Here is a 22,503-nt window from a genome sequence, read left to right as displayed (position 1 = left end):
CGAACGCTGCGGGCGAGGAAGTCGCCGAAGATCAATTGCAGACCGAAGATTTTCATGTAGGAAACGTTACTCCGGTTTGTCTGATTGCGCATCAGGGTGCGCTTTTTTGAAGGCTGGATGCTCCAGCGTCAGCCTCTCGACCCGGCAAATGCGCGGGAAGGCACTTAGATCGACGTTGAACCGCCGCGCCGCATAAAGCTGTGGCAGCAGATAGGCATCGGCCAGCCCGACCTCGCCAAAACAGAATCCCTTGTCGCCAATCAACGCTTCCACAGCCGTAAACCCTTGGCTGATCCAGTGCCCGATCCAGGCGGTCACGTTGCCTTCGTCGTGCCCGAGACCGCGCAAGCGATTAAGCACCGCAACATTGTGCAACGGATGAATGTCGCAGCCGATCAGCGCCGCGACTTCCCGATGGCGGGCGCGTGCGAGCAGGTCTGTGGGGAGTAAAGCGGGCTGGGGAAAACGTTCTTCGAGGTATTCGATGATGGCCATCGACTGGATGATCACCTCGCCGCCGTCCAGACGCAGCGCAGGCACTCGGCCTTGCGGGTTGATCGCCAGATAGCCAGCCTTGCGGTGCTCACCGCCGTCGCGAATCAGGTTGACGGGAACGGCGTCGACCTCAAGGCCCTTCAACGCCAGGGCAATGCGCACCCGGTAGCTGGAGGTGGAACGGTAGTAGGTGTAGAGATCCACGTGCAGGCCCTGCTTCTTGTTATTTTTCGTAAACGGTTTACGCAATGCGTAAGTTGCGACATAAGCCTGTGACTGTCAAGGTCAGACCCATCCCTCCAGCCGCAACGTCGCCCGCACCAGCCTTTGCTCCTCGTTTTCGATCTCACGCAAGCTCTCGCAGATGCTCTGGATATGCGCCACCGCTGCCTTGCGCGCCTGTTCTGGCAGCCGTCCGGTCACGGCGTTGTAGAGTCGCGCATGATGCCGGTCGATCTGACGCTTCTGCGCCTCCCGATGGTAGAGATTGTTGACCGAGGCGAAGACAGTGTTGAGCAACAGGTCGGTCAGTGAGCGCAGGGTCTGCACCAGCACCGGGTTGTGGGACGCTTCGCTGATCGCCAGGTGAAAGGCGTGGTCGAGGTGCGCATGTTCGGATGCGGCCAGTTCGTGGTCGTGGGCCGCGACCAGTGCGTCATACGCGCGGGTGATCAGTACGAAATCCGCGTCGGTGCCCCGCAACGCAGCCAGCCGTGCAGACTCCCCTTCCAGCAGGCTGCGTACTTCGAACAGGTCGTACAGCGTGCGCGGTTGCGAGGCGAACAGATGCATCAAGGGTGATGAGGCGGTCAGCCCCAATCCGCCCATCTGCGCGACAAACGAACCCTTGCCCTGACGGGTTTCGATGATGCCCCGGGCGCGCAGCAGCTTGAGGCCTTCGCGCAGGGCGGTGCGAGAGACGCCGAGCTTTTCGGTCAAACGGCGCTCGGACGGCAGCAATTGCCCGACCTTGAGCACGCCATCGACGATCAGCCGTTCGATACGTTCGCTCACCACGTCGGCAACTTGCGGGGCGCGTTTGTCTGTCGCGTTTTCCATCAGGCAAAGCTCCAACGTTGTTCTGGATTGTTACAGTCCCTGTAGCAGCACGGCTTGCCGGCGGTGACGTCCGCACAATCGCTGCCGCTGGCGAGCCGGACGGTGACAGATGGTGGCAGATCCAACCATAACTGGTATGACCAGCCTCACTCCCAAGAACGGCTAAATCTTATATTCGTAGCAATATTCTGATTAATAACGGTTTTTACAAAATCAGCTGTGCAATAGCCAAAAAAAACTGGTTCGACCAGTGCTTTCAGACATGGACAGTAAAGGCCGCCGGGCCAATGATGCAAGTCAGCCGTAGAACGTTCAGTGCCTGGACGGGCCATATAGAAACGCCCTTTATAAAAACAACAGGGTTGCGAACCCACATGAATATTCTGTACGACGAACGCGTCGATGGCGCGTTGCCTGACATCGACAAGGCCCAGCTGCTGCAGGCCTTGCAAGCGCGACTGCCTGATCTGGACATCCTCCATCGCGAGGAAGAACTGCGACCTTACGAGTGCGATGGCCTCTCCGCCTATCGCACCACGCCAATGCTGGTGGTATTGCCGCAACGTGTCGAACAGGTGCAAACCCTGCTCAAGGTCTGCCATGAGCGAGGCGTGCCTGTGGTGGCCCGCGGTGCAGGGACGGGCCTTTCCGGCGGCGCTCTGCCACTGGAAAAAGGCGTGCTGCTGGTGATGGCCCGTTTCAACAAGATCCTGCATATCGACCCGGCCGGGCGTTTCGCTCGCGTGCAACCCGGTGTGCGCAATCTGGCGATCTCCCAGGCTGCTGCGCCTTACGACCTTTATTACGCCCCCGACCCTTCTTCGCAGATTGCCTGTTCCATCGGCGGCAACGTCGCGGAAAACGCCGGCGGCGTGCATTGCCTCAAATACGGCCTGACCGTGCACAACCTGCTTAAGGTCGACATCCTTACCGTCGAAGGCGAGCGCATGGTACTGGGGTCGGACGCGCTGGACACCCCTGGCTTCGACCTTCTGGCGCTGTTCACCGGCTCCGAAGGCATGCTCGGCATCATCACCGAAGTCACGGTCAAGCTGCTGCCCAAGCCGCAAGTGGCGCGGGTACTGCTGGCGGCCTTCGACTCGGTGGAGAAAGCCGGCCGCGCCGTGGGCGATATCATCGCTGAAGGCATCATTCCTGGCGGGCTGGAGATGATGGACAACCTGGCGATCCGCGCTGCCGAAGACTTCATCCACGCAGGCTATCCGGTGGACGCCGAAGCCATTCTGCTGTGTGAACTCGACGGCGTCGAAGCCGATGTCCACGACGATTGCGACCGCGTGCGTGCAGTGCTGGAAAAAGCCGGTGCCACCGAAGTGCGCCAAGCCAGGGACGAAGCCGAGCGCGTGCGTTTCTGGGCCGGTCGCAAGAATGCCTTCCCGGCGGTGGGTCGTCTCTCGCCGGATTACTACTGCATGGACGGCACCATTCCGCGTCGGGAATTGCCTGGGGTGTTGAAGGGCATTACCGCGCTGTCCGAGGAATACGGCTTGCGCGTGGCCAACGTTTTCCACGCAGGCGACGGCAACATGCACCCGCTGATCCTGTTCGATGCCAACCAGCCGGGTGAACTGGACCGGGCCGAAGCATTGGGCGGCAAGATCCTCGAACTGTGCGTGAAGGTCGGCGGCAGCATCACCGGCGAGCACGGCGTGGGCCGCGAGAAGATCAACCAGATGTGCGCGCAGTTCAACAGTGACGAACTGACGCTGTTCCATGCCGTGAAAGCGGCGTTCGACCCCAGCGGCATGCTCAACCCCGGCAAGAACATTCCGACCCTGCATCGCTGTGCCGAATTCGGTGCGATGCACGTGCACATGGGCAAGCTGCCCTTCCCTGAACTGGAGCGTTTCTGATGGGTGCCGAACGGCAATCACACTTCAGCCAGCAGGATCGAGACGCCAGCGATGAGCTGCAAGAGCAGGTCAATCAGGCCATTCAGAGCGGTCTGCCATTGCGCATTCAAGGCGCCAACAGCAAGGCGTTTCTCGGTCGTGAAGTGGCAGGCGAAGTGCTCGATACCCGTATTCATCGCGGCATCGTGACTTACGATCCCACCGAGCTGGTGATCACCGCCCGCGCCGGAACCCCGCTCAGCGAACTCAACGCGGCATTGGATGCCGCCGGGCAAATGCTGCCCTGCGAGCCGCCCACCTTCAGTGACGGCGGGGTCGGCGATGCCACGGTGGGCGGCATGATCGCCGCCGGGCTGTCCGGCCCGCGTCGGCCGTGGTCGGGCTCTGTACGGGACTTCGTGCTCGGCACGCGCGTCATTACAGGGCTTGGCAAGCATTTGAAATTCGGCGGCGAGGTCATGAAGAACGTCGCCGGTTACGACCTGTCGCGCTTGATGGCCGGCAGCTTCGGCTGCCTGGGGCTGATCACTGAAGTTTCACTGAAAGTCCTGCCAAAACCTCGCCTGTGCACCAGCATCGCGCTGGAAATGGACAGCGCCCGCGCCCTCGCCCGCCTTGCCGAGTGGGGTCAGCAGCCGCTGCCGATCAGCGCCGCGAGCCATGACGGTGGCGTGTTGCGCTTGCGTCTTGAAGGCGGCGAAGGCTCGGTGGCTGCGGCCCATGACCGGCTCGGCGGCAAATCCATCGACCCGGCATACTGGCAAGCACTGAACGAACACCGTCTGGATTTCTTCACCGATGGCCGCCCGTTGTGGCGCCTGTCGCTGCCGACCAACACGGCAGTTCTGGACCTGCCCGGCGATCAGTTGATCGACTGGGGCGGCGCACAACGTTGGCTGAAATCCGATGCCTCGGGCAGCGACATTCGCGCCGTCGTCAGTGCGGTCGGCGGGCACGCGGTCTGCTACAGCCGCGGTCTGGATGAAAGCCCGTTCCAGCCCCTGGCTGCGCCGCTGATGCGCTATCACCGCCAGCTCAAGGCGCAACTCGATCCGCACGGAATTTTCAATCCGGGCCGAATGTACGCAGAGATCTGAACCATGCAGACCACCCTGAGCGAACACGCCAAAAGCCTGCCCCGTGGCGAAGAAGCCGAAAGCATCCTGCGCAGTTGCGTGCACTGCGGTTTCTGCAACGCCACCTGCCCGACGTACCAGTTGCTGGGCGATGAACTGGATGGCCCGCGCGGTCGTATCTACCTGATCAAGCAAGTGCTGGAAGGCAAGGAAGTCACCGAAAAAACCCAGTTGCACCTGGACCGCTGCCTGTCCTGCCGCAACTGCGAAACCACCTGCCCTTCCGGGGTGAATTATCACAACCTGCTGGACATCGGCCGGGCCGTGGTCGACGCTGCCGTGCCTCGGCCGATGAGCCAGCGTCTGCTGCGCGAAAGCCTGCGGGCGGTTGTGCCGAATGCCGGGTTATTCAAAACCCTGACGCAGATGGGCAACTCATTCCGCCCGCTGCTGCCAGGCAGCCTCAAGGACAAATTGCCCGGCAATATTCGTCCAGCCAAGGCGCGCCCGACCCAACGGCATGCGCGCCAGGTGTTGATCCTCGAAGGCTGTGTGCAACCGGGGTTGTCGCCCAATACCAACGCGGCGACAGCGCGGGTACTGGACAGGTTGGGCATCAGCGTCAAATCGATCGCGCAGGCGGGTTGCTGCGGCGCAGTGGATTACCACTTGAACGCACAGGAACAAGGCCTTGAACGCGCCCGTCGCAACATCGATGCCTGGTGGCCAAGCCTTCAAGCGGGCGCCGAAGCCATCGTGCAGACCGCCAGCGGTTGCGGGGCTTTCGTTAAAGATTACGGCCACTTGCTGCGCGACGACCCGAAGTACGCGGAAAAAGCCGCCAGGGTCAGCGCGCTGACCAAGGATCTGGTGGAGGTCATGCGCGCTGAACCCCTGGAAAAACTCGGCGCCTGCACCAGCGCGAAACTGGCGTTTCATTGCCCTTGCACCCTGCAGCACGCGCAGAAACTTGGCGGCGCCGTGGAAGCGGTGCTGACCCGCCTGGGTTTCAATCTGACCACAGTGCCCGACAGTCACCTATGCTGTGGCTCGGCCGGCACGTACTCGATCACTCAACCGGAGCTGTCGAAACAGCTGCGCGACAACAAGATGAATGCGCTGGAAAGCGGCAGACCGGAAGTCATCGCTACCGCCAACATCGGTTGTCAGACCCACCTTGCCAGCGCCGGTCGCACGCCGGTCAAACACTGGATCGAACTCATAGAGGACGCCCTGCATCCAAGTTGATCGCAGGCCGCCTTGCCCCATTACAACAAACTGCCTTCAGGAGAGCTTCATGAAAACCAAATCCGTACTGACCCAGACCGAAGTCACCCAGATCCTCGCCGCCGCTCGCGCCGAAGCTCAGGCCAACGGCTGGGCGGTGTCCATCGCCGTGACCGACGACGGCGGCCACTTGCTGGGCTTCGAACGCCTGGACGGCTGCGCGCCGATTGGCGGCTACATCGCCATCGAAAAAGCCCGCACGTCGGCGCTGGGTCGGCGCGAATCCAAAGGTTACGAAGAAATGGTCAATGGCGGCCGCACCGCGTTCGTCACCGCGCCATTGCTGACCTCGCTGGAAGGCGGTGTGCCGGTGATCGTCGGGGGCGAAACCATCGGCGCGGTCGGTGTATCGGGGGTTAAAGCCGATCAGGACGCACAGGTGGCCAAGGCCGGTGTTGCAGCGGTGAACGTGGGGTGAACAAACGCCTCTGTCTCGTGGCTGAGATCGGATAAAAATCTCGATAACCACTGGAGATCAACTGTGGGAGGGAGCTTGCTCGCGAATACGGCCTGTCTGAAACAGCCAATCTGACCCACCGCTTTCGCGAGTAATCTCCCTCCCACAGGGTTCCATGTACGCCGTAACGCTTCATAGCGGCTTGAAACCACAACCGCAAAAAACATATTTCATGATGGAGAGCCCGAGATGACCGAATTCGTCAACTGCCACAACCTCAAGGTGGCAGCCAATCTGAAACGCTTTGTCGACGAGGACGTGCTTCCCGGAACAGGGCTGGACCCGGAGGTCTTCTGGGCTGACTTCGACTCGCTGGTCCACGACCTGGCGCCGGTCAATCGCGAGCTGCTGGCCGAGCGTGACCGCATTCAGGTGCAGATGGACAAGTGGCACAAGTCCAATCCGGGGCCGGTCACTGACATGCCCGCCTACATTGCGTTTCTGGACTCCATCGGCTATCTGCAACCGGTGCCGGCCGAGGTTAAGGCCACCACCAGCAAGGTCGATATCGAAGTTAGCGAACAGGCCGGCCCGCAGTTGGTCGTGCCCGCCGCCAACGCTCGTTATGCGCTCAACGCCGCCAACGCCCGTTGGGGCTCGCTGTACGACGCGCTGTATGGCACCGATGCGATTTCCAGCGCCAACGGCGCCGAAATCAAGGCCGGTTACAACCCGCTGCGTGGTGCCAAGGTCATCGCTTTCGCCCGCGCCCTGCTTGACGAAGCCGCGCCGCTGGCGTCCGGCTCTCACGTCGACGCCAAGGCTTACGCGGTCGACAGCGGTGAGCTGCTGGTGACCCTCGCCGACGGCAACCAGTCGCGCCTGGCCCAGCCGGAGAAATATGTCGGTTATCAGGGCGAAGCGCTGCAACCCAAGGCGATTCTGCTGAAGAACCACGGCCTGCACATTGAAATCCAGATCGACCCCACCAGCCCCATTGGCAGCAGCGACCCGGCAGGTATCAAGGACCTGCTGATGGAAGCCGCGCTGTCGACGATCATCGACTGCGAAGACTCGGTCGCCGCCGTGGATGCCGACGACAAGCTGGTGATCTACCGCAACTGGCTGGGCCTGATGAAGGGCGATTTGAGCGAGGAGCTGGTCAAGGGCGGCAAGACCATCACCCGCCGTCTCAATGCGGACCGCGAATACACCGCCGCCGACGGCAGCCGCATCACCCTGCACGGTCGCTCGTTGCTGTTCATCCGGAACGTCGGCCACCTGATGACCAATCCGGCAATCGTCTACGACGGCAACAAGGAAATCCCAGAAGGCATACTCGACGGCGTGATTACCAGCCTGATTGCCCTGCACGATCTGCATAATCGCGGTAATTCGCGCTCGGGCAGCGTGTACATCGTTAAACCGAAGATGCACGGCCCGGCAGAAGTAGCGTTCGCCGACCAGCTATTCAGCCGCATCGAAGACGCTCTGAAGATCCCCCGCAACACTTTGAAAATGGGGATCATGGACGAAGAGCGGCGCACCAGCGTCAACCTCAAGGCCTGCATCAACGCAGCCTCGGCGCGGGTTGCATTCATCAACACCGGTTTCCTTGACCGCACCGGCGACGAGATGCACACCTCGATGGAAGCTGGCCCGATGCTGCGCAAGGGCGACATGAAAGCCACACCGTGGATCAAGGCCTACGAGCGCAGCAACGTGCTGGTGGGTCTGGCGTGCGGCCTGCGGGGTCGCGCGCAGATCGGCAAGGGCATGTGGGCCATGCCGGACCAGATGGCTGACATGCTGGAGCAGAAAATCGGCCACCCGAAATCCGGTGCGACCACTGCCTGGGTCCCCTCCCCGACTGCAGCCACGCTTCACGCACTGCATTACCACAAGGTCGATGTGAAAGCTGTGCAACAAGAGCTGGAAAAGGTCGACCTGGACAGCGTCAGCGAAGACATCCTGCTCGATCTGCTGAGCATTCCTGTCGTGGCCGAGGCCAAGTGGACCGACGACCAGATTCGCGAGGAGGTCGAGAACAATGCGCAGGGTCTGCTGGGCTATGTCGTGCGCTGGGTCGAGCAAGGCGTGGGCTGTTCCAAGGTGCCGGACATTCACAACGTCGGCCTGATGGAGGACCGCGCGACGCTGCGTATTTCCAGTCAGCACATCGCCAACTGGCTGCGGCACAAGGTGATCGACGACCACTATGCGATGGAAACCCTCAAGCGCATGGCCAAAGTGGTCGACAAGCAGAACGCCGGGGATTCGGCCTACAAGCCGATGGCGGAAAACTTTGACAAGTCTGTGGCATTCCAGGCCGCCTGCGCGCTGGTGTTCAAGGGGCGCGAGCAGCCGAGCGGCTACACCGAGCCGTTGTTGCACGAGTTCCGGCTGGCGTTCAAGAAAGAGGCTTGATCGGGGGAGAAATCGTTCGGTAGATGATCGTGCCCACGCTCTGCGTGGGCATGCATCATGTGTCACTCTGCGTCACCACGGCTGGACGCAGAGCTTCTAGGGCGGCGTTACCACGCGGAGCGTGGGAACGATCAGATCAGCGGTTTGATCGAGTCAGAAATCGTCCGCGATGACACAATACCTGTGGGAGCTGCCGGAGGTTACGACGGTGGCGAATGCGGTGTCACTGACACACCGCTTTCGCCACCGTCGTAACCCCCAGAAACTTCCACAGAGTTGTGCCCCCCCTGAAATCCGGGCGGTCAGGAGATCAGAGTCAGGTACTCTCCCGCACCACCAACTCAAACCCCAGATCCACCTGAGCCTGCTGCACATTGCCATCCAGCAGCCCCAGCAGCAGTTGCGCGGCGCGCTGGCCCACTTCTTCACGTGGCGTACGAATCGACGTCAGGCGCGGCACCATGTGCGCAGAGCCTGGCAGGTCATTGAAACCGATCAGCGACACCTGTTCAGGAATTTTGATCCCACGGCGCAACGCCTCGAGAGCAGCCCCTTGAGCCAGGTCGTCGTTGCAGAAAAACACCCCGTCAACGTCTGGGTGCTCAGCCAGCAGACGCGCAAACAACTCCCCTCCCAGGCCGATTGACGAAGGCAGCGGCGAGGCCATCTGCAAGGTTTGATCGTAAAGCCCTTCGGCTTCCAGCGCCGTGCGAAACCCCGTACCGCGCTGAATCACCCGTGGATCCAGCTGCGCCGACACATAGGCCAGACGCCGACGTCCGCGGCTCAACAGATGCCGAGCCGCTTCAGCACCGGCTTGTTGTTGAGAAAACCCCACGCACGGCTCGGCGCGGGTCGGGTCCAGTTCCATCATGTGTACGCAGGGTACGCCGCTGGCGGCGAGCAACTGTTGCGCCGCCTGACTGCGGTCGAAACCGGTGAGCAGGATGCCACGCGGGCGGTTCGCCAGATGACTGCGCAAAAGGTTCTCTTCTTCTATAGGCGAGTAGTGATAGTTGCCGATCACCACTTCCAGCCCGCGCGGGCGCAGCACGGTCTGAATCGCCTCCAGGGTTTCGATGAACAACTGGTTGGACAACGAGGGCACCAGCACCACCACCGACTGACTTTGCGACGACGCCAACGCTCGCGCGGCAGGGTTGGCGACATAGCCTAGACTTTGCGCAGCAGTGCGGACTTTCTCCACCAGCTCCGGTGCCACCGTCGCCACGCCACGCAGGGCTCTGGAGGCGGTAATCGGGGAAACTGCGGCCAGTTTCGCGACTTCGTTGAGAGTGGGACGACCGGTGGAGCGGGAACCAATGCGTGTCATGCGTTGCCAACTGATTGGAAGGAAAAGCTGAAGGGGTTGCGATTGTCTCGGATGGGCTCTAAGGTAGCGCTATCTCACGGAGGCCCGCAACTTTCTTCGATCGTCCAACGACCGGTGTAAAAGTGCATCTCATGGATCAGCGAGATACCCATAACAATGACTACACCCGGAAACAGCCTTGCCGGTCTTGCACACCATCCGGCAAAGACAGCGCTGTCTTCGGGACGAGGTTTTTATGACTACTGCTCCAAATGCAATATCCGCCGTCGTGGTAATGGGTGTTTCCGGCTGCGGCAAAAGCGCCGTCGGCGCTGAAATCGCCAAGAACAGTGGTGGCCGCCTGATTGAAGGTGATGCCTTTCACCCGCAGGCCAACATCGACAAGATGAGCGCTGGCCATCCTTTGAACGACGATGATCGCGCCGGCTGGCTGACCCGCCTCGGCGAAGAAGTCGCAAAGGCCCTCAGCAATGGCGAAAAGCCGATCCTGACTTGCTCCTCTCTCAAGCTCATTTACCGCGACCGTCTGCGCGCTGCCGTGCCGGGCCTGGGTTTCGTGTTTCTGGAGCTGACCAAGGAGCTGGCGACCGAGCGTTGCTCGCACCGTCCGGGGCATTTCATGCCGGCCAGCCTGGTCGACAGCCAGTTCGCGACGCTCGAAGCCCCTTACGGCGAAGACCGCACGCTGGTCGTCGATGCCACCAAATCGATCGAAACCATCGGTGCCGAAGCGGCCACCTGGTGGCAGGCATCGCAAACCGAATCTGCCACCGCTCTCACCGGCTCTTGAGCGTCAGTCCGGCGTGAGCGACAAAGATAGCGCTGTCTTTTGTGTGCACAGGGTAGTGAACGGCAGCGTTGAGCAGTAGCTCCAAAAAAACAAAATACAACGGAGAGACACCCCATGTTTGGTATGACTCAAGACACGTATCTACTCGTCGATGCGTTGGTGACCATCATCGGCCTTGTGCTGCTGATCACCAAGTTCAAAGTCCACCCTTTTATTGCACTGACCATCGCCGCGGGTTTTCTCGGGCTGACCTCCGGGATGCCGGTCGACAAAGTCATGAAATCGTTCCAGGACGGCTTCGGTGGCGTATTGGGCTTCGTCGGTATCATCCTTGGCCTGGGCACCATGCTCGGTAAGCTGATGGCTGATTCCGGCGGTGCCGACCAGATCGCACAGACCCTGATCCGCCGCTTCGGCAAGGATAAGGTGCACTGGGCCATGATGTTTTCGGCCTTCCTGGTCGGTATCCCGCTGTTCTTCGAAATCGGCTTCGTGCTGCTGATCCCGCTGGTGTTCATCGTTGCCCGTCGCAGCGGCGTGTCCATCGTCAAGATCGGTATCCCGCTGCTCGCCGGTCTGTCCGCCGTTCACGGTCTGGTGCCGCCGCACCCGGGCCCGTTGCTGGCTATCGGCATCTTCAATGCTGACATCGGCAAGACCATTTTCTACGGTCTGATCGTCGCATTTCCTACTGCGATTATTGCCGGTCCGATCTACGGCAAATGGATCGCCAAGTACATTCCGGGCAATCCTTCCAAAGAGCTGATGGACCAGATTGCCAAAGAGTCGACCAACGAAAACCTGCCAAGCTTCGCGATCACCCTGATCACGATTCTGCTGCCGGTGTTCCTGATGCTGCTGAAGACCTTCGCCGACGTCGCGCTGCCGACCGGCCATATCTTCCGCATCTGGATGGACTTCATCGGTCACCCGATCGCTGCCCTGCTGTTCGCCCTGCTGCTGGCGTTCTACACCTTCGGCTCGGCTCGTGGCTTCAGCCGCGACCAGATCATCAAGCTGCTGGACCAGAGCCTGGCGCCAGTGGCTGCTATCGTGCTGATCGTCGGTGCGGGCGGTGGCTTCAAGCAGATGCTGGTAGACAGCGGCGTCGGCAACCTGATCGGTCACATGGCCGTACAGGCGCAGATCTCGCCGATTCTACTGGCGTGGCTGGTGGCTGCGGTCATCCGTGTGGCAACCGGTTCGGCAACCGTGGCAACCATCACCGGTGCCGGTATCGTCGCGCCGGTCGTGGCGATGGTGCCGGGCGTAAACCGTGAGTTGCTGGTCCTGGCGACTGGCGCGGGTTCGTTGATCCTGTCCCACGTCAACGACGCTGGCTTCTGGCTGGTGAAGCAATACTTCAACATGACCGTGACTGAGACCCTGAAGACCTGGACCGTGATGGAAACCATCCTGTCCGTCGTCGGTATCATCCTGATCATGCTGTTGTCGCTGGTGGTCTGATTCCCTGACTGCTGCACCCATGCCCACCCTTGAGGTGGGCATGTCGTTTCTGCCCCGCTCAAATCCCTTCGATTACTGCGCCGATACGCGCAATCCGACAGCTTGTCGCTGATTCGCTTAAACTTATGTCACTTTGCCCTCGCGCAATTCGGAACTCTCCTACACTCCTCTAGGAGATCACGTACATGGCAATCTAATGAAAATTTCATCGCCGCTTGGCACGAGTTCTTTGCAATAAATGCGAAAGGAGTGTGCAATAGGCGCCGCCCCGGACTCGGCTATCAGGGTTATAGCCAATCGCTACGGGGATTTGCTGCCAAAAGCAGGCAACATTCGCATGCCGTTTGGCCTCAGGAGAACCCAAACCAATGACAAGAAGATGAACCTGGGGAATTAAAAGCGTGCCAAGGGCGTCATACTGACAGACGCATTTGGATGCACTCGGCAACACCATCACCCAAAGGCTAACGCCAGCCTCCTGGTAGAGGCGCTTCAAGAGGCCATCAAGGAAAAGATTATGTTGATACTCACCCGCAAAGTCGGCGAAAGCATAAACATCGGTGACGAAATCACCGTCACCATTCTGGGCGTACAGGGTCTTCAAGTGAGACTCGGCATCAACGCTCCGAAAAATGTTTCAGTACACCGCGAAGAAATCTACAAACGTATTCAAGCCGAGATCGCACCGAACCAAGAGCCCCAATGAAGCCCCCGGTTCATCCTCTTAGTCGCTAGTCTGCCGTTACCCGACGGCAGCTAAAATCAAACGGCGTTCGCCCAGGCGCCGTTTTTTTTCGTCTGAACTTTTGGATCCATTAACGTTCGTTTATTGAATGGGTTGCTGACCAAGTAAGCAGGCTGGACGTTACTTGTGCGTTTCCAATTCCTCAACCGCTCTATTCCGCGGCTCGACGATTACGTCCTACACGTTAATACACTTTTTTCCTAAACGACGGGCACAAAAAAACGGCTGTTCTTCCGTGGAAAACCAGCCGCTTCAGCATTCGTTGATAAAAGATATATCAGCCTGTAGAGGTCACTTGCTGGACGATCTTGTCTTTGGCCAACAGCCGCTTCTCCTTGAGTTTTTTCAACTGATCATCTGATACATCGCCTGCCGATCCGGCTTCCGCCTTGACGATGTCGGCGTCGATCGCATCGTACTGATCGACCAGATGGTTGAGCTTGGCATCCTTACCGCGCAGCTTGATCAACTCATCCTTGGTGATACTCAAATCCGCATACAAATCGTGCTTGACCGGCATGGTGCGCTTCTCCTCTGACAACTGATGTTGAATTATTGAGGGTAGCTCACCGCAAAGGTTCGGCGTTTCTGCATTTAGTTCGACGCACTGACGATCACACTCCGCGTCGCATTTCGACATACTGCCGCCACCGAGCTGATCCAGAAGGTCGCCAAACAGCACGACGTCACCTTGAACCTGGAGCCGGGTCGTCCGGCGGATGGCTTGGTGGTCTGGCGCAAAGGCAGCGCTATAGCGGTGGTCGAGGTCAAGGGCAAGGCCTCTCATGCCGGAGTGGCACCAGAGCTTGGGCGTAATGCGGCGATGGAGGTCGCGCACCAGATTCTGCAATTGGGCAAACTGGGGGACGCAGAGAAGAAAACCACCATCAACTTCACCGTGCTCAATGCAGGCGACCGGGTCAACGTGATTCCGGATCAGGCCACCGCCAAGGCCGACGTACGCGCGGCAGTCCCTGAAGAGTTCGATCGGATCGAGAAGGATCTGGCGCGGGTTTCAGCCGACAAGCTGATTCCTGAAACCGAAGTCACCACTCATTTGCTCAGAGGTCTGCCGCCGATGCCGCAGACGCCGGAGTCGGACAAACTGGTGGCAATGGCCCAGGGCATCTACGGCGAAATCGGCAAGAAGCTGACCATCGAGGGCAGCGGCGGCGCGGCGGATGCCAGTTTGTCGGCGGGGGTGGGCGTGCCGACGCTGGACGGCTTCGGCATTGTCGGCGGCAATATTCATACGCCGGAGGAATACGCCGAGGTGGACAGCGTATCGCCGAGGATTTATTTGCTGACGCGGATGATCATGGAGCTTGCAAAGGCCAAGTGATGTGATTCACAGCTTGAAAGTTCTGTAGCAGCACGAGTGGTCGGCGGTGGCGATACCTCAAGCGTCACCGCCACCAAGACGGACGGCTACGGATCATTCGTAATTTCTCTTGATCACCCCTCTTCCCTCACCCGCCGCGCTTCATAGGCCTTGAGGTGCAGATACACGAAGTCAATCGCCGTCAGGCCCTTGGCATGTTTGTCAGAACTGGAACGCCGGGCAATCATGTCGCCGATCACATGCTCGACCTCGATCGGCGCGCCACGCTCGATATCCCGCAGCATCGACGCCGTCATCTTTGAGCCTTTGGTCGTCAGCATGTTCTGGAACCGCTGACGGACGTCGCTGCGGATTGCGTAGCCCGCATGCTCGGCCACACTGGCGCATTCAGCCAGCAGCTTGAGCACCAGCGCTTCGCCATTACTGGAGATCACATCACCGATACTGGCGCGCATCGAACCGGTAATGCCCGCCCCGGTCGCGATGAAACACCACTTTTCCCACATCTCCTGAACAATCTGCTGACTCAGGTTGGCGTCAAAGCCCGCGTCGGCCAAGGCTTCCGCCACCTTCAGGATACGGGGGGTAAGCGCTCCGCTCAGTTCGCCGAACGACAACTGGTTGGTGTCATTAAGATGCAGAATCGCCCCGGATGCATCGCGATCCAGTGAAATCAGGCATTGCCCACCCAACACATGCTCTGGCTCAAAGCGCTCGGCCAGACGGTCCAGATGGGCCATGCCGTTAAGCAGCGGAAGAATCAGCGTGTCGGGCCCGACAGCGGCGGCGAACGAGTCCATGGCGCCATCCAGATCATAGGCCTTGCAACTGAGCAGGATCAGATCGAACGTCTGGTCCAGCATCGGCGTCATGACGTGGGGCGGCGACGGATAGAGAATATTGCCCAAGGGGCTACGGACGACCAGGCCGTCGCGATCAAGCTCCTCGGCCCGCCCGGGGCGGACCAGAAATGTGACATCGCGTCCGGCCTCAAGCAGCCGCCCGCCGAAATAGCCACCTATCGCTCCCGCACCCACGATCAAAATACGCATGTTCTGTCGGTTCCTTGTCGAGTCAATCAGAGGGGTCCGAACAACCCAGAATAGATGAATGCGCAGACTCTATCCAAAAGCTGAATGATGACCAACATATTGTTTTTCCAGACGGTGCAGTTGCGCGTTGCGGGAAAACCAGACAAAAAAAAATCCCGGACCGCTCGATGGCGGTCCGGGACACAGGTCATGCAGTGCTCGTCAGGATTGCGCGTTGGCCATGGCCGGCCAGAGGAATGGCAAACGCTGTTCTTCGCGATTGGCTACCAGTCGGCGAGCGAGGCTGATCGGCTGAATCACCGGCTGCTGCAGACGCGCCAGCACGGCATCGATCACTGCGCCGCTGGCATCATGATGGAACTGCCAGACGCCATAGATACGACCATCAAAGGACGCCTCACTGCCCAGGCGCGGATCGACACCCAGGCCCGCACCCAGACCAAACAGATGCAGGCCGTAAAGACGCTGACCATTGCTGTCGAGCGGGCACCCGGACGGATCGGAATCCAGCCCGCCCTTGACTTCCATCAGGCTGATCGCTCCACCGCCGACATAATTCAAGGCTGGCAGCAACGGCTGATACCCGGTGCATTGCACTACCACCTCGGACTCGGCCAAAGCTTGGCGCGCGCTCTCGAAGTGACCTTCCGGGCCGTTCTGGGTCTGCAGCAGCTTGACCCGCACGCCGGTTTTGCCGATATGCCCGTTCGCCAGAGCCTCGCGCCCTACATCCAGCGCACGGTAGCGCAAACCGCCGGAACGATTGACCCGACCGGAAACCGGGCAGACGTCTTTCAGCGGATCAAACGCATAACCCGCTTGGGCAGCCGCTTGAGCAGTCTCGTAAAACAGCCTGATAGGTGACCGATGCACCAATGTCACCTCTTTGAGCCCCGCAAACTCCAGCGCATCGGCAAGGTTCTCCAACACAGAGAACGCGCTGTGAGAGCCACCCACGACACTCACCCGCCCATTGCGCGCCAGGGTCGCTGCAAAGTAATCGCGCAACTGTACCCCGTTCATGCGCAACAGCGCATCCGCGCTTTGCACCTTGGCAGCAGGCGACACGGCCAGGCCCTGATCGGCCAGGCTATTAAGCAGATGTTGCGGGTCCTGGCGGCCACCCAGATTGAGGACGACAGCACGGCAGCGAATACGGCGGGTTCGGCCTTCGGACTCTACCCACACCTGATATTCATCGTCTTCCTGTACCACTTCGGTAATGGTGGTACTGGTCCACAACTTGACCCCGTAATGCTCGACGATGAAGTCCAGCACCAAGGTCGAGGCTTCGGCCAGGAGCTCAGCCACATCCGCCAACTGCGGAGCGCTTTGCGCCTGACGGCGGATACGCCAGTAGGCCGGTGAATGCTCAAGCGGCTCGAATACGTCGCGCAATGCGGGATCGCGCAGGCAATCAAGGAAGACGTCGCCCACCGAGTTGGCGGTGATCCGGTATTCACCCAATCGCCCAGTACCGGGATTGGGGCTCGCATCGACAATGATTAGGCCTTCCTTGGCCAGCTCAGGCATGGCACCGCTCTTCAAGGCATTGAAAAGCAACCCCATCCCTGCTGGTCCGGCTCCCCCTACTACGCAACCGCAAACGGTTTCCAGATGATCTCCATACATAATCGTGACTCCAAACTGTCGATGCATTAAGCGCAGCCCAAAATAGTTCCGGGCCCTGAATAACAGGCACAGCCAGCTGCCCGCCCTGACGCGACTTCTGTTTATTTATGTGGAACTGGATACAACTAACGAACAGCAGAACGATGAGGCATGGCTACCGCACAGCTGAGCCTGTCGGTCGCTGGCTAAGAGAGAACGCAATAGCGCCACATGTTCAAACGGCGAGGTGAGCCAACATTCGCGGACAACACGGGGGAAGGCCCGCATGTAACGAGTGTCTGAGAAGGGGATAGATAGCGCCCTACCAACTTCTGCACCCTGAGTTCATCCGCTTGCGGACGCTACCGCCATTTCGCCAAGCGCCCTGGATCAAGCATTTCGGGTGTGCAGTCGATGGACCGCGCGATCTATTACAAACTATTACAAGAGGAAAAACGTAGAGTGATAATTTCAAAAAAGTCCGTGAGTGTCAAATTTTCGAGAAAATCGAGAAAATATGAATCAAGGCACGCAACTAACTGTTTTAACAGGAGATTATTTATTGACGCCGGGATTATGTAGCTTCGAATGATCGTCATGCATTTATAAAATCAAAAATGGACACTTCCGCCGATTGAAAACTAAGACGCGATGTTTCCTCACGCATCCGTTACTGCAACTTGCCGGAATTTTGTCGCCGCTTAAAGTTATAAATTTTCAAACGCGAAACTTTCTCTTTAGTTGAACTAAATACGCCGACTCTTCAAAATAATGACGCCAGTTTTTCACTCGATGCCGAGCCGCCAGCGAGGGACAACTCACCTGGACATTGAAGGCCGATGAACGGTCACACCTGCGGTAAAAAAAACAGAACTATTTCAAGCAGATCCCGCTCCATTATCAGGCTTAGGCTCACTTTTGAATTGATATGGAGGTCGTCGCCATGAATGCTGATAGAAATCGTCGGTCCAGCATTGCCGAAATCGACTACTCACGAGAGACACTCTTCGGTCCCATCCCCATGCAGGCGACTTGCAGGGTCAGGCTGGCAACCGTCGAACAGGACGGCCATACGCTGCGAGAGCTTACAATCATCGGAGACGTGCCGGACTATCTGTCTAAATCCGCCATCATTCGCATAGCAATGGATGGCCGCATCGAGGCAGGGCCGATTCGCGAGCATTACGCAATCGACGATGGAGGTGAGGAGCATTTCAAGTTGCTGTTCGAGAACCAGCACCGCCGTCGGGTGCACTGAGGAGGCGCTACGGGCGTTGGCCGGTCTGGAGAGCGTCGGCACGCAGGTCGTTGCCCTGAAGCATCACCGCCTCGCTGAGTGGCACATGACCGACGTGCTGTAAGTCTTCCGGGGTGGTGATGTCACCCGCTTTGAGATCCAGCTGATTGCCGTAGCGCAGGCCATCGATCATGGGCGCCGCTTGAAGGACTGGATCCTGGGGCAGCAGACGTTGGCGCTCCAGCTCAGTCATCGGCGGTTGGAAACTGGCGTTCCTGGCTTCCAGGCGTTGCAGCATCAACACAATGGCCGCCACGCAGACCACGACAATTGCCAGCAGCAATCCGAGGCATACCATCACCTTGCGTCTTCGGAGCACCCGCTTGATATCGATACCCTCTGGCAGTCCATGGGTATCGGGCTGAGAGTCAGCCATGCATTCCCCTTGAATCGAAGTCGACGGTTGCCCGCCCATGCGGCCTAAAGATAAAAGGTTCATGCGTCCTTTACCATAGCAATCTGCGGCTCGACCTTCAGTACGCTCGACTGATTGCCAGGTGTGTCTGACCAGACACAATTCGCTCAACAAATAACCCGTATGTCACGTTCATCCATTAGGGAGCACGATACTACGCAACGCGTGACAGAGCCGACCATCCAAATAAGGCAAAGTGGAAGCTGCCGTTGTAGCAATACCCGCCGTGGAGAAGAAGTTATAACTACCGTTAATTAAAACGCCCATGACGCAAAGTGCACCATGGGCGTTTACTCCATATAATGCGGTACGTGCGACTTAACTGGCCAGCGCGTGCCGATGCATGAGTTGAGTGTTGTGCAGGTCGGCGCGCAACTCCGAGATCAGTTCACAGAGTGCGCGACTGGTGTCCAGGCGATCCAGCGCTATACCGCTTGCCAGAAGCTCCACACGCTCGGTGAGAGGGTCGATGACTTCTACCGTCATGGTGTCGTCAATGACCATGCAGTTGCAGCGCATGGGCAGGAATGCACTTTCGATAATACTGCGCAATTCAAGATTGGAAAGTGTGCATGCAATCATTGGGTAATACCTCCAGAGGCGGTCCCTGTCACCACTTGCACAGTCGCTCGCCTAACGTGTCATAGCCGCTTCCTTATAACAAACAGCTCATCCCGATTCGTCACATAAACCTCGTGGCCATTGGCGAATGCTCTAAGTTATACGCCTCGCCCCAAATTGAAGCAACTTGGGGAGTGGCCGTGCTATGAGGCGGGGAAATAATAAACAGCGGCCCTGAAAAAACGTTTCATCAGCGTCAACCCGCGGAAAAAACAAGGCGTTTATTACGAAAGCCAGTGATCGGCAGCGTCGAAAAGTCGCGCGCAGGCTTCTTTTGAGGGCATCCATTCGTCGGCAACTGTAAAGCTGGCCGACGAATGACGTGACGGGTCTCAGCCGTGGGGCAAACGCAGATGGATCAACGCCACCCGATTGCCTTTCTTGTCCAGGCGCTCCTCGATCGCGAAGGGCTTGAAACCCAGCTTCGGATAGAACAGGAGCCCAGGCACGTTGTGATTGAAGCAGGATGCGGTCAACTCCTTGGCCTCGTGCTTGCCGAATGCCAGCTCCATCATGCAGCCGATCATGTAGCGACCGACCCCTTTGGAGCGGGCGTTAGGGGCGATAATCACATTGCCCATCGAGCAACGCCCGCGAAAGTCATAGCGTGAGAAATTGGCGAACCCCACCACATTCCCATCCAGTTCGATCACGGTGTTGTCCGAGCGCTGCTCGATCGCATCGCTCAGCTGCTGGGGGGTCAGCGGGAAAACCGCCTTGGGGAACATGTAAAAAAGCTCGTCGACGCTCTGTGGCATATCGCACACCGCCGGGATGTCTTTTTCTTCCAGGGGACGATGTAGAAACATGACTATTACCTCTCGAAGAAACGGGAGCCGAGCGCAAACTATAGGCTATACACTGGCACCAAGACATTACTGCAGCAGGGTAAACGCACATTTATATGTCAGTGCGGCTGTCACCGGTTGCACTGCAGACCGCATCAGACAACGAATCTGGAAAAATAGTCCCCAGATGTTTCCAACGGTTGCGTGGGCACACGAAAAACCCATTGCAAGCCACTGACCAGATTGAACTTCCACGGACCGGGCAGAACGCCCGTGGTGTGCGAGGCTTTCATGCAAAATGCATGAACCGGTCGTTTCAGAAAATTCATAACCAGTTGATAACCAAAGACATTTATTCACAAACAGAAATGGCACGGGCGCTGCAATCTTTCCTGCGAAGTCATAAAACTACTCGCACGGAGCAGCACAACAATGAACGTCACCCCTGATTCTTATCCTGCCGCTGTAGAAGAGTCTGCCAATACCTCGGGTGTGTCCTGGGGTGCGATCTTTGCCGGTGCCGCGGGGGCCGCTGCGTTATCCCTGATTCTCGTTCTGCTGGGCTCCGGGCTGGGCTTTTCGGCGATGTCGCCGTGGGCCAGCGAAGGCGCAAGCGCGAAAACAATTGGAATTTCAACCGTAGTCTGGCTGGCGCTGACGCAAATCATCGCCTCTGGTCTGGGCGGTTATCTGGCCGGTCGGCTGCGGGTGAAGTGGTCGAACATGCACGGTGATGAAGTGTACTTCCGCGATACCGCTCACGGCTTCCTGTCCTGGGCAGTCGCCACTTTGGTTGCGGCAGTCCTGATCGTTGGTTCGGTCAGCGGCATCGTCGGCAGTGGCGTCAAGGCCGGGGCAAGTGCGGTGGCCGGAGTAGCCGGTACTGCAGCCGTTGCAGCTGGCAGCGCCGCAGGCAACACCAGCAGCGATCAATATGGCTACTTCGTTGACACGCTGTTCCGCGACGATCGCCCTGCCGCTGTCAGCGACGACGCCGCTCGCGGTGTAGTGGTGCGCATCTTTACCAAGACCCTGGCCAACGACGGCAACCTGGCAACTGAAGATCGCAATTATCTGGCGCAACTGGTGGCGCAACGGACCAACCTCAGCCAGGCCGACGCACAGGCGCGTGTCGATCAAGTTTATGGCCAAGCCAAGCAAGCTGTGGCAGACGCCAAGCTGAAAGCGCAACAGGCTGCTGAAACCGCCGCCAAAGTTGCGGCCATGAGCGCCTTGTGGACCTTCGTCGCCCTGCTCTGCGGTGCCTTCGTCGCCAGCCTTGCAGCGATCTGGGGTGGCCGTCGTCGTGACGCGGTGACCTACGTCGAGACCCGTGCCTACACCACCACTTCCAACATCCGCTGAGTATCAAGGAGAATTGTCATGCGCTCATTACTGCTGTGGTTCCTGGGTGTGCCAATCCCGGTGATTATCCTGATTGCACTGTTCATGCATTGACCGAGTCGTAGACGATCCGCGCAGCGCCCTGAGTTCGTTTCGGGTCTGCGCGGATTTTTTATGACTGGCATTTTTAGATCAGTTTCCGGTCATCTCGCCTTTCATGTACTCCACCAACGTGCGCTGTACATCGGTCAATAAACGGCTCCCTGAGATCAACGCCAGTTCGCTGGCAGGGACCGGTGCAAACCCTTCCTCCACGCTCAGTAATCGGTGATCCGCCAGCATGGCCGATGCCGGTAGAAGACTGATCCCCAACCCTGCCGACACCGCCGCCTGAATGCCCACCAGACTTTGACTGGCGAACGCAACGCGCCAGCTTCGACCGGACGACTCCAGTGCATGAACGATGCGATTGCGGTAAATACAGCCCTGGGGATAGACCACCAGGGGCACAGGATCCTCAATGCTACGCAGCTTGCTCCCGGCGACCCAATTCACCTGCTCCGGCCAGCTGGCCAACGCAGGCTCCTGTTTTGCCAACCGATCACGCTTGAGCAGCGCCAGGTCGATTTCCTTGCGCTCAAGCCGTTCGTGCAGATCGACACTTAGCCCGTTGACCGTATCCAGACGGATGCGTGGGTATTTCTGCGCGAAGCCGGACAACAGACCCATCAAACGCTGCACATCGAAGTCTTCCGGCACGCCGAGTTTCACGACACCGGTTTCATCACCGCGACACAGCACGCTGTGAGCTTCCAGTGACAACGCCACCAGACGCCGGGCATAGCCGATCAGGCGCTCACCGTCCTCGGTCAGCTCGATGTGTTTGCTGGCGCGCTGGCGCAACAACAACGGCCGGCCCAATTGCTCTTCAAGCTTGCGGATCTGCTGGCTGACCGTCGACTGAGTGCGATTGACCCGCTCTCCCGCCTTGGTGAAACCACCGGCATCAACCACCGACACGAAGGTGCGTAGCAGTTCCAGGTCAAACATGACGCCACCGTAAATTTGTTTATCGAATTAATT

At 58.8% G+C, this 22,503-nt stretch carries 20 protein-coding genes and 1 pseudogene; 11 read left to right on the top strand and 10 right to left on the bottom strand.

Translation table 11 applies throughout. From position 1 onward, the window contains the following. Window positions 1–66: 66 nt before the first annotated feature. Together maiA and glcC are read right to left on the bottom strand one after the other, a co-directional pair. Window positions 67–699, bottom strand: coding sequence for a maleylacetoacetate isomerase (maiA, locus tag BWR59_RS28320; protein WP_081568991.1), 633 nt, complete (start codon window positions 697–699; stop codon window positions 67–69). Window positions 700–780: 81 nt separating this feature from the next. Further along, the gene (gene glcC, locus BWR59_RS28315; RefSeq protein WP_081568990.1) at window positions 781–1,554 is read right to left on the bottom strand and encodes a transcriptional regulator GlcC; all 774 of its coding nucleotides are present in this window, start codon (window positions 1,552–1,554) and stop codon (window positions 781–783) included. A 374-nt stretch (window positions 1,555–1,928) separates the two neighbouring features. On the opposite strand from glcC, the gene glcD reads away from it, so the two are divergent. From glcD to BWR59_RS28290, 5 genes are all read left to right on the top strand, one after another. Then, window positions 1,929–3,428 (top strand): glycolate oxidase subunit GlcD, encoded by a 1,500-nt coding sequence (gene glcD / locus BWR59_RS28310; protein ID WP_081568989.1) that lies wholly within the window; start codon window positions 1,929–1,931, stop codon window positions 3,426–3,428. Then, window positions 3,428–4,525: a glycolate oxidase subunit GlcE gene (gene glcE, locus BWR59_RS28305; protein WP_081568988.1), complete on the top strand. Its 1,098-nt coding sequence runs from the start codon at window positions 3,428–3,430 to the stop codon at window positions 4,523–4,525. Before glcD ends, glcE begins: the two co-directional genes overlap by 1 nt. 3 nt (window positions 4,526–4,528) lie before the next feature. Beyond that, window positions 4,529–5,752, top strand: a complete 1,224-nt coding sequence (gene glcF, locus BWR59_RS28300) for a glycolate oxidase subunit GlcF (protein WP_081568987.1) — start codon at window positions 4,529–4,531, stop codon at window positions 5,750–5,752. Window positions 5,753–5,801: 49 nt separating this feature from the next. Beyond that, on the top strand, window positions 5,802–6,209 hold the full coding sequence (locus tag BWR59_RS28295; protein ID WP_081568986.1) for a heme-binding protein: 408 nt from the start codon (window positions 5,802–5,804) through the stop codon (window positions 6,207–6,209). 228 nt (window positions 6,210–6,437) lie between these two features. Further along, a complete protein-coding gene (locus BWR59_RS28290; protein WP_081568985.1) occupies window positions 6,438–8,615 on the top strand; it encodes a malate synthase G in 2,178 nt (725 codons plus the stop codon). A gap of 316 nt (window positions 8,616–8,931) precedes the next feature. Here the strand turns inward: BWR59_RS28290 and BWR59_RS28285 are convergent, their stop codons facing one another. Next, window positions 8,932–9,948 (bottom strand): LacI family DNA-binding transcriptional regulator, encoded by a 1,017-nt coding sequence (locus tag BWR59_RS28285; RefSeq protein ID WP_081568984.1) that lies wholly within the window; start codon window positions 9,946–9,948, stop codon window positions 8,932–8,934. Window positions 9,949–10,222: 274 nt separating this feature from the next. On the opposite strand from BWR59_RS28285, the gene BWR59_RS28280 reads away from it, so the two are divergent. The 3 genes from BWR59_RS28280 (at window position 10,223) to csrA (ending at window position 12,911) form a co-directional block, all read left to right on the top strand. Then, on the top strand, window positions 10,223–10,738 hold the full coding sequence (locus BWR59_RS28280) for a gluconokinase (RefSeq protein ID WP_081568983.1): 516 nt from the start codon (window positions 10,223–10,225) through the stop codon (window positions 10,736–10,738). Between the two features lie 114 nt (window positions 10,739–10,852). Beyond that, the gene (locus BWR59_RS28275; protein WP_081568982.1) at window positions 10,853–12,205 is read left to right on the top strand and encodes a GntP family permease; all 1,353 of its coding nucleotides are present in this window, start codon (window positions 10,853–10,855) and stop codon (window positions 12,203–12,205) included. Between the two features lie 517 nt (window positions 12,206–12,722). After that, window positions 12,723–12,911: a carbon storage regulator CsrA gene (gene csrA, locus BWR59_RS28270; RefSeq protein ID WP_062380972.1), complete on the top strand. Its 189-nt coding sequence runs from the start codon at window positions 12,723–12,725 to the stop codon at window positions 12,909–12,911. 316 nt (window positions 12,912–13,227) lie between these two features. Here csrA and BWR59_RS28265 read toward each other — a convergent pair whose 3' ends face one another. Continuing rightward, complete coding sequence (locus tag BWR59_RS28265; protein ID WP_081568981.1) at window positions 13,228–13,470, bottom strand: DUF465 domain-containing protein; 243 nt, start codon at window positions 13,468–13,470, stop codon at window positions 13,228–13,230. A gap of 126 nt (window positions 13,471–13,596) precedes the next feature. Here BWR59_RS28265 and BWR59_RS28260 point away from each other — a divergent pair. Next, a pseudogene (locus BWR59_RS28260) lies at window positions 13,597–14,292 on the top strand (M20/M25/M40 family metallo-hydrolase); the annotation flags it as partial. A gap of 113 nt (window positions 14,293–14,405) precedes the next feature. On the opposite strand, the gene BWR59_RS28255 reads toward BWR59_RS28260, so the two are convergent. Continuing rightward, on the bottom strand, window positions 14,406–15,344 hold the full coding sequence (locus tag BWR59_RS28255; protein ID WP_081568980.1) for a ketopantoate reductase family protein: 939 nt from the start codon (window positions 15,342–15,344) through the stop codon (window positions 14,406–14,408). Window positions 15,345–15,545: 201 nt separating this feature from the next. Beyond that, window positions 15,546–16,976, bottom strand: coding sequence for a pyridine nucleotide-disulfide oxidoreductase (locus BWR59_RS28250; RefSeq protein WP_081568979.1), 1,431 nt, complete (start codon window positions 16,974–16,976; stop codon window positions 15,546–15,548). 922 nt (window positions 16,977–17,898) lie between these two features. Here BWR59_RS28250 and BWR59_RS28245 point away from each other — a divergent pair. Further along, window positions 17,899–18,213, top strand: a complete 315-nt coding sequence (locus BWR59_RS28245; protein ID WP_081568978.1) for a hypothetical protein — start codon at window positions 17,899–17,901, stop codon at window positions 18,211–18,213. Between the two features lie 7 nt (window positions 18,214–18,220). On the opposite strand, the gene BWR59_RS28240 is transcribed toward BWR59_RS28245, so the two are convergent. The 3 genes from BWR59_RS28240 to BWR59_RS28230 all read right to left on the bottom strand — a co-directional run bounded on the left by BWR59_RS28240 (window position 18,221) and on the right by BWR59_RS28230 (window position 20,097). Beyond that, window positions 18,221–18,628, bottom strand: coding sequence for a hypothetical protein (locus BWR59_RS28240; RefSeq protein WP_143490973.1), 408 nt, complete (start codon window positions 18,626–18,628; stop codon window positions 18,221–18,223). Between the two features lie 357 nt (window positions 18,629–18,985). After that, window positions 18,986–19,249 (bottom strand): DUF1652 domain-containing protein, encoded by a 264-nt coding sequence (locus BWR59_RS28235; protein ID WP_081568976.1) that lies wholly within the window; start codon window positions 19,247–19,249, stop codon window positions 18,986–18,988. Between the two features lie 371 nt (window positions 19,250–19,620). Next, window positions 19,621–20,097 (bottom strand): GNAT family N-acetyltransferase, encoded by a 477-nt coding sequence (locus BWR59_RS28230; RefSeq protein WP_081568975.1) that lies wholly within the window; start codon window positions 20,095–20,097, stop codon window positions 19,621–19,623. 411 nt (window positions 20,098–20,508) lie between these two features. Here BWR59_RS28230 and BWR59_RS28225 point away from each other — a divergent pair, with 411 nt between their 5' ends. Then, on the top strand, window positions 20,509–21,441 hold the full coding sequence (locus BWR59_RS28225) for a hypothetical protein (RefSeq protein ID WP_081568974.1): 933 nt from the start codon (window positions 20,509–20,511) through the stop codon (window positions 21,439–21,441). A 171-nt stretch (window positions 21,442–21,612) separates the two neighbouring features. Here BWR59_RS28225 and BWR59_RS28220 read toward each other — a convergent pair whose 3' ends face one another. Next, window positions 21,613–22,470 carry a LysR substrate-binding domain-containing protein gene (locus BWR59_RS28220; protein WP_081568973.1) on the bottom strand — a complete coding sequence of 286 codons (858 nt, stop codon included), beginning with the start codon at window positions 22,468–22,470 and terminating at the stop codon, window positions 21,613–21,615. Between the last annotated feature and the right edge of the window lie 33 nt (window positions 22,471–22,503).

The organism is Pseudomonas sp. Bc-h (assembly GCF_002080045.1).
GTDB lineage: Bacteria > Pseudomonadota > Gammaproteobacteria > Pseudomonadales > Pseudomonadaceae > Aquipseudomonas.
This window is presented reverse-complemented; position numbering and strand designations above follow the sequence as displayed.